General features: G+C 62.5%; 16 protein-coding genes. 3 read left to right on the top strand and 13 right to left on the bottom strand.

Annotation, left to right across the window (positions count from 1 at the left end; genetic code table 11):
• Positions 1-7: 7 nt before the first annotated feature.
• Complete coding sequence (locus tag AACW87_RS00265; RefSeq protein WP_241326259.1) at positions 8-841, bottom strand: sterol desaturase family protein; 834 nt, start codon at positions 839-841, stop codon at positions 8-10.
• A gap of 273 nt (positions 842-1,114) precedes the next feature.
• On the opposite strand from AACW87_RS00265, the gene AACW87_RS00260 reads away from it, so the two are divergent.
• On the top strand, positions 1,115-1,477 hold the full coding sequence (locus AACW87_RS00260; RefSeq protein WP_241326258.1) for a hypothetical protein: 363 nt from the start codon (positions 1,115-1,117) through the stop codon (positions 1,475-1,477).
• 88 nt (positions 1,478-1,565) lie between these two features.
• Here AACW87_RS00260 and AACW87_RS00255 read toward each other — a convergent pair whose 3' ends face one another.
• From AACW87_RS00255 to AACW87_RS00240, 4 genes are all read right to left on the bottom strand, one after another.
• Positions 1,566-2,309, bottom strand: a complete 744-nt coding sequence (locus AACW87_RS00255; RefSeq protein ID WP_042870747.1) for an amino acid ABC transporter ATP-binding protein — start codon at positions 2,307-2,309, stop codon at positions 1,566-1,568.
• Positions 2,293-2,415: a hypothetical protein gene (locus AACW87_RS00250; protein ID WP_276203900.1), complete on the bottom strand. Its 123-nt coding sequence runs from the start codon at positions 2,413-2,415 to the stop codon at positions 2,293-2,295. Before AACW87_RS00250 ends, AACW87_RS00255 begins: the two co-directional genes overlap by 17 nt.
• Positions 2,399-3,358 carry an amino acid ABC transporter permease gene (locus AACW87_RS00245; RefSeq protein ID WP_241326257.1) on the bottom strand — a complete coding sequence of 320 codons (960 nt, stop codon included), beginning with the start codon at positions 3,356-3,358 and terminating at the stop codon, positions 2,399-2,401. The genes AACW87_RS00250 and AACW87_RS00245 overlap by 17 nt, the downstream gene beginning before the upstream one ends.
• A 94-nt stretch (positions 3,359-3,452) precedes the next feature.
• A complete protein-coding gene (locus AACW87_RS00240; protein ID WP_042870751.1) occupies positions 3,453-4,241 on the bottom strand; it encodes a transporter substrate-binding domain-containing protein in 789 nt (262 codons plus the stop codon).
• Positions 4,242-4,740: 499 nt separating this feature from the next.
• Here AACW87_RS00240 and AACW87_RS00235 point away from each other — a divergent pair, with 499 nt between their 5' ends.
• Positions 4,741-5,874, top strand: coding sequence for a GGDEF domain-containing protein (locus AACW87_RS00235; protein ID WP_241326256.1), 1,134 nt, complete (start codon positions 4,741-4,743; stop codon positions 5,872-5,874).
• Between the two features lie 4 nt (positions 5,875-5,878).
• Here the strand turns inward: AACW87_RS00235 and AACW87_RS00230 are convergent, their stop codons facing one another.
• The 8 genes from AACW87_RS00230 to AACW87_RS00195 form a co-directional block, all read right to left on the bottom strand.
• Positions 5,879-7,222, bottom strand: a complete 1,344-nt coding sequence (locus AACW87_RS00230; protein WP_241326255.1) for an MFS transporter — start codon at positions 7,220-7,222, stop codon at positions 5,879-5,881.
• Between the two features lie 24 nt (positions 7,223-7,246).
• Entirely contained in the window at positions 7,247-8,767 is a 1,521-nt protein-coding gene (gene uhpB / locus AACW87_RS00225) for a signal transduction histidine-protein kinase/phosphatase UhpB (protein ID WP_241326254.1), read from the bottom strand.
• The gene (gene uhpA / locus AACW87_RS00220) at positions 8,764-9,354 is read right to left on the bottom strand and encodes a transcriptional regulator UhpA (RefSeq protein ID WP_042036506.1); all 591 of its coding nucleotides are present in this window, start codon (positions 9,352-9,354) and stop codon (positions 8,764-8,766) included. Before uhpA ends, uhpB begins: the two co-directional genes overlap by 4 nt.
• Positions 9,355-9,577: 223 nt before the next feature.
• Positions 9,578-9,973 carry a nucleoside diphosphate kinase regulator gene (rnk, locus tag AACW87_RS00215; RefSeq protein ID WP_043137446.1) on the bottom strand — a complete coding sequence of 132 codons (396 nt, stop codon included), beginning with the start codon at positions 9,971-9,973 and terminating at the stop codon, positions 9,578-9,580.
• 229 nt (positions 9,974-10,202) lie between these two features.
• Positions 10,203-10,937: a substrate-binding periplasmic protein gene (locus tag AACW87_RS00210; RefSeq protein WP_241326253.1), complete on the bottom strand. Its 735-nt coding sequence runs from the start codon at positions 10,935-10,937 to the stop codon at positions 10,203-10,205.
• A gap of 80 nt (positions 10,938-11,017) precedes the next feature.
• Entirely contained in the window at positions 11,018-11,701 is a 684-nt protein-coding gene (locus AACW87_RS00205; protein WP_241326252.1) for a hypothetical protein, read from the bottom strand.
• Between the two features lie 53 nt (positions 11,702-11,754).
• Positions 11,755-13,146 carry an alkaline phosphatase gene (locus AACW87_RS00200; protein ID WP_241326251.1) on the bottom strand — a complete coding sequence of 464 codons (1,392 nt, stop codon included), beginning with the start codon at positions 13,144-13,146 and terminating at the stop codon, positions 11,755-11,757.
• A gap of 23 nt (positions 13,147-13,169) precedes the next feature.
• Positions 13,170-14,561 carry an alkaline phosphatase gene (locus AACW87_RS00195; protein WP_241326250.1) on the bottom strand — a complete coding sequence of 464 codons (1,392 nt, stop codon included), beginning with the start codon at positions 14,559-14,561 and terminating at the stop codon, positions 13,170-13,172.
• 331 nt (positions 14,562-14,892) lie between these two features.
• On the opposite strand from AACW87_RS00195, the gene ylqF reads away from it, so the two are divergent.
• Positions 14,893-15,843 carry a ribosome biogenesis GTPase YlqF gene (gene ylqF / locus AACW87_RS00190; protein ID WP_241326249.1) on the top strand — a complete coding sequence of 317 codons (951 nt, stop codon included), beginning with the start codon at positions 14,893-14,895 and terminating at the stop codon, positions 15,841-15,843.
• Positions 15,844-16,200: the final 357 nt, after the last annotated feature.

Genomic DNA, 16,200 nt, shown 5'->3' with positions numbered 1-16,200 from the left:
TTCAGATTCATACGCGGCCAGCCGGCTTGCCAAACAGCACGCCGAGTTTCTGCTGCCAGGGGAGGCCGCGGGCCTCGCGCAGCATGTCGCGCCACTCGTGGAAGGTGAGGGTGAGCGGATTGAAGCTGCGGACCGGCTTGGTGATGCCGAAGCGGCAGGGCTCGGCGGGGTCCTCCTCCACGAAGGTGCCAAACAGCCTGTCCCAGATAATGAGCACGCCGGCGAAGTTGCGGTCTATGTATTTGGCGTTGCTGGCGTGGTGCACCCTGTGGTGGGAGGGGGTATTGAAGACCCACTCAAGCCGGCCCAGCTTGCCCACCACCTGGGTGTGAACGAAGAACTGAAAACCCAGGCTGAGCAGCACGGTCGCCACCACGGCTTGGGGCGGGAAGCCGATGAGGATCATGGGGATCCAGAACAGCCACATGCCTGAGATTGGGTACATCAGACTCTGGCGAAAGGCGGTGGAGAGGTTGAGTCGCTCCGAGCTGTGATGCACCACGTGGGAGGCCCACAGCCAGCGCACATGGTGGCTGGCAAAGTGGAACAGCCAGTAACAGAGATCCTGCAGCAAAAAGAGCAACAAGATGCTCCAGAGATTGAGTTCTATGTCGAACAGGCGCCAGCCCCAGAGGGCGTCATACAGGTAGGCGATGGCGATGGCCGTCAGTGCATCGCCCCCCTGATGCATCAGGGCCAGGGTGGCGTTGGCGAACAAGTCTCGCCACTGGTAGGTGGCGGTGGGAAAGGCCGCCCCGTGCTTGCGCAGGTAGAGCATCTCCCAGCCGATAAAGGCCAGGAAGATCGGGGAGAGATAAAGCAGCAGCAGTTGCACATCCATGTCGGGCATCCGGTTTGACCAGTTGGGTTCCAGCATACCGAATAGATTTAAAATTTCATTAACATTTCATGTCCCAAGCCGTGCAGGCCCTGCCGGGGCACAGATTCAACGGCTTGTTTTTACTGACAAATAGTGACCGTTGATGACATGCCCTTGGATGCACCATCCCGAAGCCGGCACCCTGTCGTCTGGTGGGTCCTCGCTTACACTGGAACAATGAGCGTCCCGATTGGGGACTCGATGGGTGGCAAGGTGCCGGTAATGGAGGGGAGGATGAGAACGATCCATTTATATGTCGTGCTCGGCCTGCTGAGTGCGAGTGCGCAGGCGAATGACAGCTTCAACAGCGAGCTGAGTCATTTCATCGGTGGCGCGGCCATGGGGGCGGGCTTTACGGCGATCGCCGATCATTACGGCTATCGGGAACAGAGAGGCTGGATCGGGTTCGGGGTTTCCACCGGGATCGGGGTGGTGGGAGAGCTGGCGTCGAGAAACGGCGAGTTCTCAGCCCTCGACGCGGGTGCCAATGCGCTGGGGGCGGTGATTGGCGCCTTTGCCACCGAGCACTGGATCCTGGCCCCCGTAGTGCTGCCCGAGCAGCACTACGCAGGACTGATGACCCGTTATCGCTTCTAAGAGCCAGCCGCGCTGGCCACTTTACTGATGGGCATCAATAACAGAGGGAGCCATGGGCTCCCTCTTCTGCTCTCTACGGCTGTCAGCGTCAGAGCACCTGACTCAGGAACTGGCGCAGGCGCGGGGAGGGGGGATTGTCGAAGAAGTCGGTCGGCTTCTCATCCACCAGCAGCTCACCGTTTTCCATGAAGAGCACCCGATCCGCCACCTCGCGGGCAAAGCCCATCTCGTGGGTCACCACCACCATGGTCATGCCCTCGCGGGCCAGCCCCTTCATGACGTCCAGCACCTCGCCCACCATCTCGGGGTCGAGCGCACTGGTGGGCTCGTCAAACAGCATGATGCGCGGCTGCATGGCGAGTGCCCGGGCTATGGCCACCCGCTGTTGCTGGCCGCCGGAGAGCTGGGAGGGATAGCTCTCGGCCTTGTTCGACAATCCCACTTTCAGCAGCAGGGCCTTGGCCCTGTCCCGCGCATCGTTGCGCGACAGCCCGCGTACTTTTTGCGGTGCCAGGCAGATGTTGTCCAGCACGTTCAGGTGGGGGAAGAGGTTGAAGGACTGGAACACCATGCCAACCTCTTCCCGCAATTTGTTGACGTCACCCGGTTCGGTCAGGCTGATGCCATCGACCACTATGTTGCCGTCGTTGATGGTCTCCAGCTGGTTGAGGGTGCGCAGGAAGGTGGATTTGCCCGAGCCGCTGGGGCCCACTATCACTACCACTTCCCCTTCGGCCACCTGGGTGCTGACGTTTTTCAGGGCGTGCACCTCGGTGCCATAGAATTTTTCGACACCTGTCGCCTTGATGATGGGATCAGTTGCTGCGCGCATGTTTCACCTCCAGACGGCGTACCGGGAAGGTGCGGGGCGTGCCTGTGATGGCAGCACTTCTAGACTCCTGTTGAGCCTTGATAATGGGATCAGTTGCTGCGCGCATATTTCACCTCCAGACGACGTACCAGGAAAGAGAGAGTGCCAGTCAACACCAGATAGAGCAGGGCCACGGTGAACCACACCTCGAACGGACTGAAGGTGGAGCTGACCACCTCGCGCCCCGCCTTGGTGAGATCCGTGATGGAGATGACAGACACCAGGGAGGAGTCCTTGATGAGGTTGATGAACTGGCTCGCCAGCGGCGGCAGTACCCGCTTGAAGGCTTGCGGCAGTATGACGTAACGCATGGTCTGGGCCGAGGTGAGCCCCAGGCTGCGACCGGCCTCCATCTGCCCCTTGTGAATGGAGCTGATGCCGGCGCGCACGATTTCGGCCACATAGGCGCCGGTAAAGACGGCCAGCGCCGCGACCCCGGCGGTGAACCTGTCCAGGTTCAGCACTGTGCCGATGAAGAAGTAGACGATGAAGATCTGCACCAGCAGCGGCGTGCCGCGAATGAGCTCCACATAGGTGACCGCCAGATTGCGCAGGGCCGGGTTCGGGGAGAGGCGGGCCAGGCCTGCCAGGGTGCCGAGCAGGATGGCGAACACGCCCGCCACCAGAGAGAGCTTGACCGTGACCCAGACGCCCCAGGCGATGGGGCCTGCGGTCCAGGTGAGTTCGGTATCCAGGGTATCGCCCCGGAAGATGGTGTCCCCTTCGGCGACCTTCACCCCTGTGCTGGCGATGGCCTGGCGTTGATTGGGGTCGAGATCGTTTTGCAGGAACAGCTTGCCCTGTTCGGCGCTGGTGGTACCGGCGACCACTGTGCCGTCAAATTCGGCCAGGTTGTTCTGTTCCGCCTGATAGGCGATGTATTGGGGGATCCGCTCCCAGCGCCAGGTGTAATCCACGGACTGAACCGCTTTATAGATGCCGAATACGGCAGCCAGCAGCATCAGCAGGAAGACGCCGTGCCAGAGCAACTTATTGGGTTGTTTTTCCATCTGTCTTGTTGGGTTGTGCACTGTCGCAACCTCGTTGTAGTTATTTATTGTGTGGGGATCTGCGTGAAGGGGCGGCAGGCCGCCCCTTGCGAGGTTACTTGAGCTGATTCAGCCAGGCGTTGGATTCGAACCACTTCTTGTAGAGGCGGTCGTAGCTGCCATCACCCTTGATCTGGCGCAGGTAGTTGTTGAACCAGTTGAGGGTGTCCTGGTCGCCCTTGCGGATAGCCCAGGCCAGAGGTTCGAAGGTGAACGGCTTGTCCAGGTGCACCACGGCGCCTGTGTTCTGGGAGGCGAAGATGGCGTTGTAGGGCAGGTCATAGACGAAGGCATCGACCTTGCCGTTGATAACTTCCAGCTTGGCGTCGTCCTGGGTTTCAAACTGCAGCAGGGTGGCTTTGGGGATCAGACGCTTGACCGCCTGCTCGCCCGTGGTGCCGAGCTTGACCGCGATCTTGTACTTGGGATCGTTGAGATCGCTGAAGGACTTGATCTCGCCAACCTTCTCCTTGCGCAGCACTATGGTCTGGCCCACGACTATGTAGGGATCGGCGAAGTTGACGCGCAGGTTGCGCTGGGGGGTGACTGTCATGCCGCCCATGATGACGTCGAACTTGTCGGTCAGCAGCGCCGGAATGATGCCATCCCAGGCGGTGTTGACGAACTCGACCTTCACGCCCATCTCCTTGGCGACCATCTTGGCAAGATCCACATCGAAACCTATGTACTGGCCCTGTTTGTTGGTCATTTCGAAGGGTTGATAGCCGGCGTCGAAGCCGACCCGCAGCACACCGCGCTCCAGCACGGCGTCCAGAGTGGAACTAGGCGCGGCACTGGCCAGCCCGCAAAACAGCAAGGTAGATAGAATGAGTTTTTTGATCATAAGTGACGTCTCTGTCGATGTTGTGTTCAGCCTTGAACCTGCTCCCGTGCGACTCCGTGGCACAAGAGACTGCTGCATCCGGCAACAGGCAAGACAGGATTATTGTCTTGGTTGAGGCAAAAGCCCCATATGAGATTCCATTTCCTGTGTGCTGAGTGAAAAATGTACCAAATTCCGATTGTGCCAGATGACTCAATAGGTTAGTGGCGCTTTTTCCCCGTGACTGCACTCATAAAATCACACGAAAACAACATATCTATCTAATGGAGCGGGTTCAAGTCCAAAATGCCCGCGGGACACTTTGTTACACCGAGCCCTCTCATCAGCGGTGTCAAACGTTACTCACCTTGCGGTGGGTCGCAGGGTAGGGATTCTTATGAGGCATTTTTAGCGGAATTTTATGCAACAGGTGAACTTTTATTGAGGATTTACTCAGACGCCACTGGGTCTTGTTTTGCGCTTCAAATATACTCAGTTACCTTCGTTTAGTGGCACGGGTATGGACGCCTCAATACTGCTCAAGCTGGATGTATTCACCCTGATGATCATGGCCCTGGGTGGCTACAGCCTCGGTTTTATCACCCTCTCCATCATATGGTCGACCCACAGGGAGATCCCCGGACTCGGACTCTGGTGGTGGTCGAGCCTGTGCGCCCTGGCGGCCCAGAGTCTGTTCACCCTGCAGGCCTTCATGCCCAATCTGGCGGGGATCTGGCTGGCCAACCTGCTGATCACCGTCTGCCTCGCCCTGATGCCGCTGGCGCTGCAGCGCTTCTTCGGCAAGCCCCTCAGCTGGCGTGCCACCGCCCTGTTCATGCTGATCTATGTGCTGATCCTGAGCTGGAGCATCTTGTTCAACGAACAGATGGCGCCCCGGGTGCTGCTGGCCTGCCTGAGCTACATGGTGCTGGGGGCGGTGATCGTCTTTCTCATCTGGCGGCATGGCTATCCCGCCTACCTGCCCGCCGTGCTGGTGTTCACCGTGGTCAATATCCTGCTATACGGCTTCAACCTGATGCGGATGGGTTTTCTGCTGCAGGGGGATGCCCGGGTGCTGATGGATCAGAGCGGCGTCAATGTGCTGCCCTTTCTCTCCATGCTGATGGGCAGTTACCTCTCCACCTTCGGGGTGCTGCTGCTCTGTACCCAGTACCGGGCGCTGGCGCTGCGCCAGCAGGCCAGCCACGACTCCCTGACAGGTCTGCTGAACCGGCGCGGTTTCATGGAGCGGATGGCGGCGCGGCGGGTGAGCGAGTTTGGCGCCCTGGCCGTGCTGGATCTGGATGACTTCAAGCAGATCAACGATCGCTACGGCCACGAGGCGGGGGACAGGGTGCTGGCGGCCGTCGGTGCCTACCTGGGCGGACGGCCCGAGCTGGTGGCCAGCCGCTTTGGCGGCGAGGAGTTTGTCGTGCTGCTGCCGCAGGAGGATGAGCAAGCCCAGCAGGCGCGCTGCGAGCAGATATTGCAGGATCTGGCGGCGCTGGAGCTGGACGGCATCGGCATCACGGTCAGCATGGGGCTGGCGCGCTGCCAGCACGGCTGGCATTTCGACACCCTGTTCAGCCAGGCCGACGGCGCCCTCTATCAGGCCAAGCGAGAGGGCAAGAACCGGATCTGCCGCCTGGCCTGACGCCTCAAGGCGCCAACTCCACTTCCGGGGCCTGGGTGCGCGGCGCCTGGGCCTTGAGGAAGGGAAGCAGCAACAGGGCCGAGACCCCGGCCGCCACCGAGATCACCACGAAGAAGCCGTTCCAGTGCCAGATCTCCATCACCTTGGCCAGCGGATAACCCGACAGCGCCGCCCCCATGTAGGCGAACAGGCCGACGAAGCCGGTGGCGGCCCCCGCCGAGTTTTTGTGGGAGCACTCGGCCGCCGCCATGCCGATCAGCATCTGGGGGCCGAACACGAAGAAGCCGATGGTGAAGAAGCAGGCCGCCTGCATCACATAGCTGAAGAAGGGCATCAGCCACAGCGACCCCACCGCCAGCAGTATCCCTACCGCGAAGATGAGGTTCATGGGCCCGCGGTTGCCGTTGAACAGCTTGTCCGATCCCCAGCCCGCCACCAGGGCGCCGATAAAGCCCCCCACCTCGAACATGGAGATGGCCGAGTTGGCGCTCATCAGGTTGAAGCCGCGCTGCTCTGTCATGTAGAGATTGCCCCAGTCGTTGATGGCGGTGCGCACCACGTAGACCAGCACGTAGCAGCAGGCCAGCAGCCAGATGTAGGGGTTGCCGAGCACGTATTTGCGCAGGATCTGGCGAGGAGATAGGCCCGCATCCTGGGTCTGCTGGGCGATCTCCAGCGCATCCTGGCGCCACTCGCCGACCGTGGGCAGCCCCATGGCACTCGGGGTGTCCCGCAGCCGCCAGCAGAGGAACAAGCCGGTCAGAATGGCGATAACGCCGGGCACTATCATGCCGTAGCGCCAGCCGTGTTGCAGGGCAATGGTGCTGACGATGAGCGGGATCAGGGCCCCGCCCACGTTGTGGGCCGTGTTCCAGGCCGACCACCAGAAGCCGCGCTCGGTGCGCGAATACCAGCTGGTGAGCAGCTTGGAGCAGGGGGGCCAGCCCCAGCCCTGGAAGAAGGCGTTGGCGACCCAGAGTGCCGCAAACAGCCACAGCGACGAGGAGAGGCCGAACAAGATGTTGATGACCCCGGTGGCCATCAGCCCCAGCCCCATGAAGTAGCGGGGGTTGGCGCGGTCGCTGATGATGCCGGAGAAGAACTTGGAGCAGCCGTAAGTGATGTAGAACAGAGTCCACAGCATGCCGATGTCTGACTTGTCCAGCATGCCGTCCGCCAGCATGTCCGGCATGGCGAAGTTGAAGCTCTTGCGGGTGAAGTAGAAGACCGCATAGCCCAGGTACATGGTCAGCAGAATATGCAGCCGCCAGTGACGGTAGCTGGCATCGATCTCGGTCTGATCGCGGATGAGCGGCTGGGGCGGCGCGCTTCTCATAAAGCTCAGCATGCAGGGCCTCGCTGGATAAGGGGGTCAGCCATGAGGCTCCTCCCGTTTGCGATTGGGCAGGGCCACGGTCAGCTGGGTGCCGTGGATGCAGGAGAGTTGCAGGCTGCCGCCGAGGGCCTGCACCCGCTCGCGAATGCCGAGCAGGCCATACCCCTGGGGCGTGCGGTGCTCCGGCAGGCCGCAGCCGTCATCCTCCAGCAACAGCAGTAGGCGCTCGGCCTGGCGATGGGCGCGAATGGTGACCGAGCTGGCGTTGGCGTGTTTGACCACGTTGTTGAGCCCCTCCTGACAGACCCTAAACAGGGTGACCCGCTGGGCGTCGGAGAGCCCCTCGTCCGCCAGCTGCCACTCGAGCCGGGTGACGATACCGCGGCGCTCCAGCTCCAGCTCCCGCAGCAGGCCGCGCACCGCCTGCTCCAGACTCATGTCGTCGAGCTGGCGCGGGCGCAGGCGACCGAGCAGGCCGCGCACCGCATCGTAAATACCGAGCGACAGGGTTTCGATGAGGGCGCTGCTCTGACCGACGCCGGCGTTGTCCGGCGCGAGACGCCGTACTATGCCGGCCTGGGTGCGGATGGCTGTGATGGTCTGGCCTATGTCGTCGTGCAGCTCGCGGGCCACCTCCTTGCGGATGCTCTCTTCTGTCTCCAGCAGCCGCTCGGTGAGCTGGCGGTTGTGGGCGAGCTGGCGGGTCAGCGCCTGATTGAGCTCGCGCTGGCGCTGGATGCCGGCCCCCAGCAGCAGGCCGGTCAGGCTCTGGGCCAGCAGGGAGAGCAGCAGATCCAGCGGGTGTTCGTGCCAGGCCTGGCCCGCCATCAGGGCGACCGTGTTCATCAGGGTGGCGAGCAACGCCCCCTGCCAGCCGTAGCGCCAGGCCATGGCCATGATGGGAATGGCGAGGCAAAACGGGGTGAAGCGCACCAGCGAGTCCGGCAGGCCGAGCTGCAGCCAGAGGCTCAGCACGAACAGCAGCAGATACCAGACCAGATGACGAAAGCGCCAGTCCACCGGTTGATCCACCAGCGCAGGTCCGAGCGGCACCCAGGTGGCGCGGGTGAGGTAGTGCCAGATCAGCATGCAGGTGGAGGTGAGGGTCAGGCCGCCGGTCAGGGTGAGCAGCAGGGCTGTGAGGCCATCTTCCCCGGCCAGATGCCAGAGCAGGGATTGCAGCAGCGCCGCCACAGTGACGGTGGCGAGCAGCACCAGCAGCTGTTGCCAGTCGTTGCGCACCTGCTGGCGGCGGGCGATGAGCAGCGGCAGCAGGGTGAGCAGGCTGCCCGCCTGGATCAGCGGCCACAGCGGCAGTCCCACCTCCTGATTGAGCCAGTAGAGCAGCAGGGATTCACACAGCAGCAGCGGCGGCCAGTAGGCGATCGGGCTTTGCAGCAAGAGGCCGAGGCGCAGGCCGAACGGGAACAGCAGCACCGCCAGTATGGGGGATCCCGCCAGATGCAGGCTGATGCTCCACAGGCAAAACCAGCCGGCGGCAAAGATGAAGCTGGCCGCCAGCGAGATGGCGACATAGCTGGCGAGACGGGAGATCACCAGCTGTCCAGCATGCGGTGGGCCAGCTCCACGTTGTTGCTGACTTTCAGTTTGTCCATCAGGTTGGCGCGGTGCACGTGCACCGTCTTGGGGGAGAGGCCGAGCTGTTCGGCGATGGCTTTGACCTCGAGCCCCCGCGCCAGCAGCTGCGCCACTTCCCGCTCCCGGTTGGTGAGGGGATCCTGACTGTTGCAGGCCAGCTTGTGGGCTATGTCCGGGGTCAGGTAGCAGCCACCGTGGGCGGCGGTGCGCACCGCGGCGATCAGCTCATCCGGGCTGCAGCGCTTGGAGAGAAAGCCCTTGGCACCGGCCTGCAAGGCCTGTTCGATCAGTGCCGGACTGTCGTGCACCGACAGCATCACCACGGCGAGGCCGGAGGGGAGGCGCTTGAGCAGGTCCAGCCCGGATTGATCCGGCATTGAGATGTCGCACACGCACAACTGCACGCCGCTGCCCGGCAGCCCGGCGAGGGCGTCGGCGGCCGAGCCGAATTCGGCCACGACCTTGAGATCGGGCTCGAGATTGAGCAACTGGGCAAAACCGGAGCGGACGATCTGGTGATCGTCGATGAGGGCAATCTTTATCATGATGTCAGCCTGAAATCTGCGGCCAGGGTGCTGGCGCGGCCAACAAGATACCTGCCGCCTCGCTCGGGCTCAAGAGGAAGGGCGCATTGTGGTCGGTATGGTGGGTGCTTCCGCCCCAAAGCTTGATCGGGATCAGGGAGGGGATGGCTTTGCACCCGGCCTGGGCCTGGGAGAACACGCGCCGTCCCCCCGTGGTGCTCGGGTCGGCGCGTGCCCGTGGCGGCTAGCGGTGCAGCTCGCCCGCCCGTTCCGGCTGATAGACCACTTCCAGGATCTCGACCTGGATGGTGCGCCCGGCGGGGCCCGGCCAGGCGATGCTGTCACCCACCTTCAGCCCGAGCAGGGCGCTGCCGACCGGAGCCAGCACTGAGATTTTGGACTCATCCCCCTGCACATCCTTCGGATAGACCAGGGTCAGACAGAAGTCGTTGCCGCTGCTCTGCATCTTGAAGCGCACAGTGCTGTTCATGGTCACCACGTCCGGCGGCATGTCGGCCGGCTCGCGCATCTCGGCGCGGTCCAGCTCCTCCTGCAATGCCAGGTGCTGCGGGTGGTTGCCGAGCAGTTGCTCGATGCGATCGAGATCCAGGCTGGAAATCACGAGATGAGGTCTTTGCATAGGATATTCCTTATCAATGGGTCATATGACCAGGATGGCGGGCAAGCTGGTCGCAAAAGGGGGTCGATACGAAAAAACAGATCGGGAACGCATGCCCCCGAACGACTCGCTGTCAGGGGCGAGGGCGGGGGCTCAACGGGGTGTGAGCTGGCTTGGAAAAATCATGAACGCTTTCATGGGGATACCATAACCATTCTGGACTGCTTTGGCAATTATCCTGATAGGCTTGTCAGGGGGCCTGATAATCGTACTGCTTGATGATGCGCGCCAGGCTGCCATCGTCGCGCATGGCGAGAATGGTCTTGCGCCAGCGCAGCGCCTCGGCAGGGGGAAAGCGGGGGCTGGCGGCAAGGTAGAGTGCCGTCTGTTGCAGGGTGTCGCCGCGCACCAGATCCGCCAGCGGCAAGCCGGCCTGCTGCTGGTTGTCGCGGGCGCTGTTCCAGGCCACGGCCCAGCCCTGAATGCGATCCAGCGCCAGCTTGCTGGCATTGCTGACCTCCTCGGCCACCACATCCTGTTTCACCTGGCCAAGCGGCTGGATCAGGCTCTGGCCATAGGATCCGCGCATCACCCCTATGGTCAGGCCGGGCAGTGCCTTGACCGAGAGTGGCTCGGGGTGGTGCTGGCGATGGCTGACCAGCACGAAGGCTTCGTCCAGCAGGGGGGCAATCCAGAGAAACAGCGGCTCGCGCTGGGGGCTTTTGACCGGTGGCACCAGCAAGACGTTCTGGCGATGGCGGGTCTGGCTGAGGGCGCGGGCCAGCGGCATCAGCTCTATGGTCAGCGGCTCCTTGAGGCGGCGGGCGGCTTCCTCCAGCACCTCTATGGCCATGCCGCTCGGGGCGCCCTGATAGGAGCGGATGACATAAGGGGGGATCTCGGCCGCGATGACCACAACGGCATGGGCCTGAATGGCCGGAAAGAGCAGGCTGCAGCACAACAGCATGAGAACGGGAATGCGCATAGGAGACCGGATCAGGGATGAGTACACAGAGTGTAACATCCCGTTACCGCAAGTCAGCTCACCCCATTCAGGGTGGCGCGTCAGTCGAAGAAATCCCTCAGATCCAGGGTCTGGTAGCCCTCCAGCTGCAGCCAGGGCAGCTGCTTTGGCAAGGGCTTTAGGGTCACCTCCATCCGGTAGCTGCGATAGCCGTCCAGGCTTGCCGACTCCACCACCAGCGGCAACTGCCAACGGCTCGACCAGAGGATGCGGGTGCGCTGCCTGCCCTCGCGCCCTTCATACCAGCGCGCCTGCTCGGGGGCGGCCTCATCGAGGGGCGTCATCCCTTGCAGCAGGGCCGGGTTGACGAGGTAGCGGATCCGCTCCCAATCCGGCTTGAAGGCCACCTGGCCATACTCTTCCTCCGGCACCTCCACCAGCTGGTTGTGCCAGCTGTCGGCGTAGCGCAGTTGCAGATCCCCCTGTGCGTCGCGGGTCACCCAGCGCGCCGCCATCTGATGGGTGAAGTGCTTGTGGCCCGGGTTGGCATCGTGGGTGGCGTGATAGGCGCGTGCCAGCGGCAGCGGGATCAGCCGCTGGCTCCACACCTGGTTGCCGACCCGCATCCACTTCTCCTGCCAGCTGTTTTCCTTGGCGATGCCATCGCTGCTGGTGACCCTGTCGTGATAGCTGATCCGGGCGGCCAGATCGGGGGTCTCCTCGGCATGAGCCTGAAAGGAGAGGGCGCTGCCAAGCAGCCATAACGGAAGTAACAGTCGCATCATGCTTGATCGCTCGAAAGAGCAGGGCCCGGGTTCAGGAACCCGGGCCCTGCCGCTTACAGGCCGAGCGCCTCCCGCAGTTTGCCGAACACCTTGGTGTTGTCCAGCGTGCCCTTGAAGCGGCTGCTGCCGGCGCCGTCCGCGAACAGCATCACATCGCCGCCGCCGTGGGTCTCTGAGCCCAGCTTGACGCCCGTCTCCTGCAGGTAGTCATCCGCCATCACCTCATCGCTGGTGAGGGTGGGGCGCACCGCCGGGCGGTTGGGGCCGTTGCCGAACACTAGCGTGGTGAAGGGTTTGCCATCCACGTCGTTCTGGGTCGAGCCGTCGGCGTTCTTGACCAGATCCAGCACCTTGTTGCCCTTGGCGGAGTAGCCGTTGATGGTCATGGTGTGGTCGTGGTCGGCGGTGACCACGATCAGGGTATCTTTCAGGTCCACCTTGCCGAGCGCCGTCTTGACCGCTTCATCCAGCGCCACCGCATCGGTCAGCGACCGCTTGGCATTGGTGCCGTGCAATGCGTGGTCGATGCGGCCCCCTTCCACCATCAGGAAGTAGCCCTGGCTGTTCTGGCTCAAGAGATCGATCGCCTTGGCCGTCATCTCCGACAGGGACGGCTGGGTATTGGCCGCCCCCTTGGCGACGCGGTCCAGCTCGTAGTCGAGGTGGGACTTGGCGCTGAACAGGCCGAGCAGCTTGCCACTGCTGATCTTGGCCAGATCGCTCTGGGTGGTGACATAGCTGTACCCCTGGGCGGTCAGCTCGGCGGTGAGATCCCGGCCATCGGCGCGGCCGCCCTTGTTGCTGGCGCTGTAGGGGGTCCAGTGATTGGCACCGCCCCCCATCAGCACGTCCACCCCGTCCCCGAGGGCGGCGTTGAAGCCGGCCCCGCCCGGTACCGCCTGCTCGGCGATGGCATAGGCGGCATCCCGGTGGCATATATGGGCATAAGTCGCGGCCGGGGTGGCATGGGTCAGCTCAGTGGTGGTGACGGCGCCGACCGACTTGCCCGCCGCCTTGGCCAGCTCCAGTATGCTGGGCACAGGCGTGCCGTTGTCGCTGGTGCAGTTGTTGATGCCCTTGTTGCCGTTGGCATCCTTGGCCGGTGCGACGGCCCTGGTGTCGCTGCTCATGGCGATCACCTCGTTGTTCATCTTGACGCCCGTGGTGTAGGCCGCCATTGAGGGGGCCGAATCCGTGGTCTGGGCATCGTTGGAGAAGGTCTTGATGCGGGCGCTGCGTGGCAGCTTCATCATCTCCAGGTTGCCCTCTTCACCCACCTTGAACAGGCGGGTGGCGGTGAGCACAGTGGGGCCCATGCCGTCACCGATGAACAGGATGACGTTCTTGGCATCGCTGGCCTGGGCCTGGGCTGCGCCGCCGAGGGCGGTGAGCAGGGCGGTGCAGACGAGGGTTCTGTGCAGGTTGTTTTTCATGGTTCTTTTCATGGATCCTTTCATGGGAATGCTCCTTACAGCCCGGCTGCAGCCTTGACCTTGCCAAACACGGCGGTGTTGTCGAGTGAGCCGTGGAAGCTGTCCGCTCCCTGGCCGATGGCGCCGAGGAAGACATCGGTGCCGCCATGGGTCTCGTTGCCGATCTCGCCCACCTTGACCACTACCTCCTGGTGATAGTCGTTGGCGGAGACGGTGGCGTCATCCAGCGCGGCGACGTTGCTGCGCGGGCCATCCACCCGGTTGTAGCCGTTGCCAAAGCCGATGATGGTGTAGGGCATGCCATCGCTATCCTTGCTCGGTTCGCCTGTCTCGTAGTTCCTCACCAGCCCGAGCACGCCCGGGTTGTCGGCCGTGGTCTTGCCGGTGCGCTTGGCATAGCCGTTGAGCACCAGGGTATGGTCGTGGTCGGCGGTGACCACTATCAGGGTGTTTTTCAGCTCGGGGTCGGTTTTCTTCACCTCGTCGATGGCGGCCTTGATGGCGTTGTCGAAGGCGAGGGTATCTTGCAGGGCGCGCTTGGCGTTGGTGTCGTGCAGGGCGTGATCGATGCGTCCCCCTTCCACCATCAGGAAGTAGCCCTTCTCTTTATCCTTGAGCTGCTTGATGGCAGCCAGGGTCATCTGGGTAAGGGAGGGCTCGCTGGCGGGCCTGTCCAGGTCATATTTCATGTGACTCGCCCCAAACAGCCCAAGCAGCGGCTTGCCCGCCTCGGCCTTGTTCAGCTCGTCCAGGTTGCTGGTGAACTGGTAGCCCTTGGCCTGCATCTCGCTGATGAGGTTGCGGCCATCCTCCCGCTTGCCCTTATCGGCTTTTGGCAGGAAGAAGCCGCTGCCACCGCCGAGCACCACGTCCAGCCCCTCTTTCAGGGCGCCGTTGTAACCGGTGCCGCCCGGCACCAGCTGGACGGCGATGTCATTTTCCAGATCCCGGTTGCAGATGTGGGCATAGGTGGCGGCCGGGGTGGCGTGGGTGACCCGGGTGCTGGTGACCACACCGGTGCCGCGGCCATCGGCCTTGGCCAGCTCCAGCAATGTGGTGACCGGCTTGCCGGCACTCTTGCTGCAGTCGCTCTCATAGGTGGCATCGCCGTCCATGCTGATGACACCGTTGTTGCTCTTGACCCCTGTCATGTAGGCCGCCATGGAAGGGGCCGAGTCTGTGACCTGGGAGTCGTGGGAGAAGGTCTTGATGAAGGCCGTCTCCGGCAGGGTGTCCATGGTGAGACTGCCCTCTTCCCCGACGCCGTAGATGCGGGCCGCGGTCAGGGTGTTGAGACCCATGCCGTCACCGAGGAAGAAGATGACGTTCTTGGCGCCGGGCGCCGGAGTGTCGCTGTCGTTGTTGGAGTTGCAGCCGGCGGCCAGGGCGGCGCCGATCATCAATGCAAGTCCTGCCATTTTTCTCATTGGGGTTCGCTCCTTGTAAAACCTGAGCGAAGCCTAGAGGGATCAGATGACACTTTTAGTGGTTATCGATGACAATCCGGTGAAGGCAGGGTTTGAATGTGATGTTGTATCAATCAGTTATCTGCAAATCTCGGTCGAGTGACGCCAAGGTCTTCGCTGGCGGCAAGGGGGCGCGATCCTTGGTGGTTTGCGCTCATGAGGCTAGAATGGCCTGTCAAATCCGGGCATCCACAGGTAAAATACGCCCCCTTGCGACGCCTGACGTCCGCCATTGCCCGCCGCTCGTTCCATAGCAAGCCAGCGCCCGCAGCCCCTACAGAGAGTAACGGATATGTCCATCAACTGGTTCCCCGGCCACATGCACAAGGCCCGCAAAGAGATTGCCGAGGTCATGCCCCAGGTCGATGTCATCATAGAGATGCTCGATGCCCGCATCCCCTTCTCCAGCGAAAACCCGCTGGTGCCAGAGTTGCGCGGTGATACCCCTGTTATCAAGGTGCTGAACAAGGCCGATCTCGCCGACCCCGAGATCACGGCGCTGTGGGTGGCCCACATGGAAAAAGAGAAGGGGATCAAGGCGCTGCCGCTGACCCAGCAGGAACCGGAGAAGATCAAGCAACTGCTGACCCTGTGCCACGAGATGCTGCCGGAGCGCAACCTCGACCTGCGCGGGGTGCGCGCCATGATCATGGGCATTCCCAACGTGGGAAAATCCACCCTGATCAATACCCTGGCCGGGCGCATCATAGCCAAGACAGGCAATGAGGCGGGGGTGACCAAGTCCCAGCAGCGGATCAAGCTGGACAACAACGTCATCCTGACCGATACCCCAGGCTTCTTGTGGCCCAAGCTCAACCCGCCCTCCTGCGGCTATCGGCTGGCGATCACCGCCGCCATCAAGGACACGGTATTTGACTACGCCGACATCGCCATGTTTGCCGCCGATTACTTCATCAAGGCCTATCCGGAGCGTGTCAAGGCGCGCTACCAGATAGCCGATCTGCCGGAAACCGAGATCGAGCTGCTGGAGCTGATCGCCCGCCAGCGCGCCTTCATGCGCAAGGGGGGCCTGGCCGATCTGCACAAGGCGTCCGAGATCCTGGTGAACGAGTTCCGCGCAGGCTTCTTGGGTCGCATCTCGCTGGAAACCCCCGAGATGGTGAGTGCCGAGATAGTGGCGGCCGAAGAGGACGCGGCGCAGAAGGCCAAGGAGAAGGCCGAACGGGAAGACGAGCGTCAGGCGCGCGCCCGTCGCAAATACGCCAGGAAGCGTCAGAAATAGCCGCTATTGTGCTTTATATAAAGAAGAGGCGACCCCGGGGTCGCCTCTTCTGTTAGGGCGTTCAGGGTCAGAACAGGGGCCAGGCAAGCCAGTGGTGCGCCCAGGTCGACATGATGGTGTGCCCCTCGAACCGGTAGCCGTTACCGGCCACTGTTTGTTTTTTCCGTCTGCTGTTGAGCGCCAGCAGCCCGTCGCCACACTCATGACGTCGCTAAAGGTTGATGACGATGATCGACCGACCATGCCCCGCCATGGCGGCCAAAAATCCCGTTAATCAAGGGGATAAGCCAGATATCGAAAGGGGGTCGTGAGGTGCCGATCAACGCGGCAACGCCTGCGCGGAGAAAAACATCGCCT

Origin of the sequence: Aeromonas sp. MR7 (genome assembly GCF_963899385.1) — a bacterium.
GTDB lineage: Bacteria > Pseudomonadota > Gammaproteobacteria > Enterobacterales > Aeromonadaceae > Aeromonas > Aeromonas bestiarum.
The sequence above is the reverse complement of the archived record's forward strand: the minus strand, read 5'-3'. Positions and strand labels throughout refer to the sequence as shown.

Bases quoted from the DNA above. Each gene is read 5' to 3' on its own strand.
- AACW87_RS00245 (WP_241326257.1), bottom strand. From the start codon at position 3,358: ATGGAAAAACAACCCAATAAGTTGCTCTGGCACGGCGTCTTCCTGCTG.
- uhpA (WP_042036506.1), bottom strand. From the start codon at position 9,354: ATGATAAAGATTGCCCTCATCGACGATCACCAGATCGTCCGCTCCGGT.
- AACW87_RS00200 (WP_241326251.1), bottom strand. From the start codon at position 13,146: ATGAAAAGAACCATGAAAAACAACCTGCACAGAACCCTCGTCTGCACC.
- AACW87_RS00265 (WP_241326259.1), bottom strand. From the start codon at position 841: ATGGATGTGCAACTGCTGCTGCTTTATCTCTCCCCGATCTTCCTGGCC.
- AACW87_RS00230 (WP_241326255.1), bottom strand. From the start codon at position 7,222: ATGCTGAGCTTTATGAGAAGCGCGCCGCCCCAGCCGCTCATCCGCGAT.
- AACW87_RS00255 (WP_042870747.1), bottom strand. From the start codon at position 2,309: ATGCGCGCAGCAACTGATCCCATCATCAAGGCGACAGGTGTCGAAAAA.
- AACW87_RS00205 (WP_241326252.1), bottom strand. From the start codon at position 11,701: ATGATGCGACTGTTACTTCCGTTATGGCTGCTTGGCAGCGCCCTCTCC.
- ylqF (WP_241326249.1), top strand. From the start codon at position 14,893: ATGTCCATCAACTGGTTCCCCGGCCACATGCACAAGGCCCGCAAAGAG.
- AACW87_RS00210 (WP_241326253.1), bottom strand. From the start codon at position 10,937: ATGCGCATTCCCGTTCTCATGCTGTTGTGCTGCAGCCTGCTCTTTCCG.
- rnk (WP_043137446.1), bottom strand. From the start codon at position 9,973: ATGCAAAGACCTCATCTCGTGATTTCCAGCCTGGATCTCGATCGCATC.
- AACW87_RS00260 (WP_241326258.1), top strand. From the start codon at position 1,115: ATGAGAACGATCCATTTATATGTCGTGCTCGGCCTGCTGAGTGCGAGT.
- AACW87_RS00240 (WP_042870751.1), bottom strand. From the start codon at position 4,241: ATGATCAAAAAACTCATTCTATCTACCTTGCTGTTTTGCGGGCTGGCC.
- AACW87_RS00195 (WP_241326250.1), bottom strand. From the start codon at position 14,561: ATGAGAAAAATGGCAGGACTTGCATTGATGATCGGCGCCGCCCTGGCC.
- AACW87_RS00250 (WP_276203900.1), bottom strand. From the start codon at position 2,415: ATGCGCGCAGCAACTGATCCCATTATCAAGGCTCAACAGGAGTCTAGA.
- AACW87_RS00235 (WP_241326256.1), top strand. From the start codon at position 4,741: ATGGACGCCTCAATACTGCTCAAGCTGGATGTATTCACCCTGATGATC.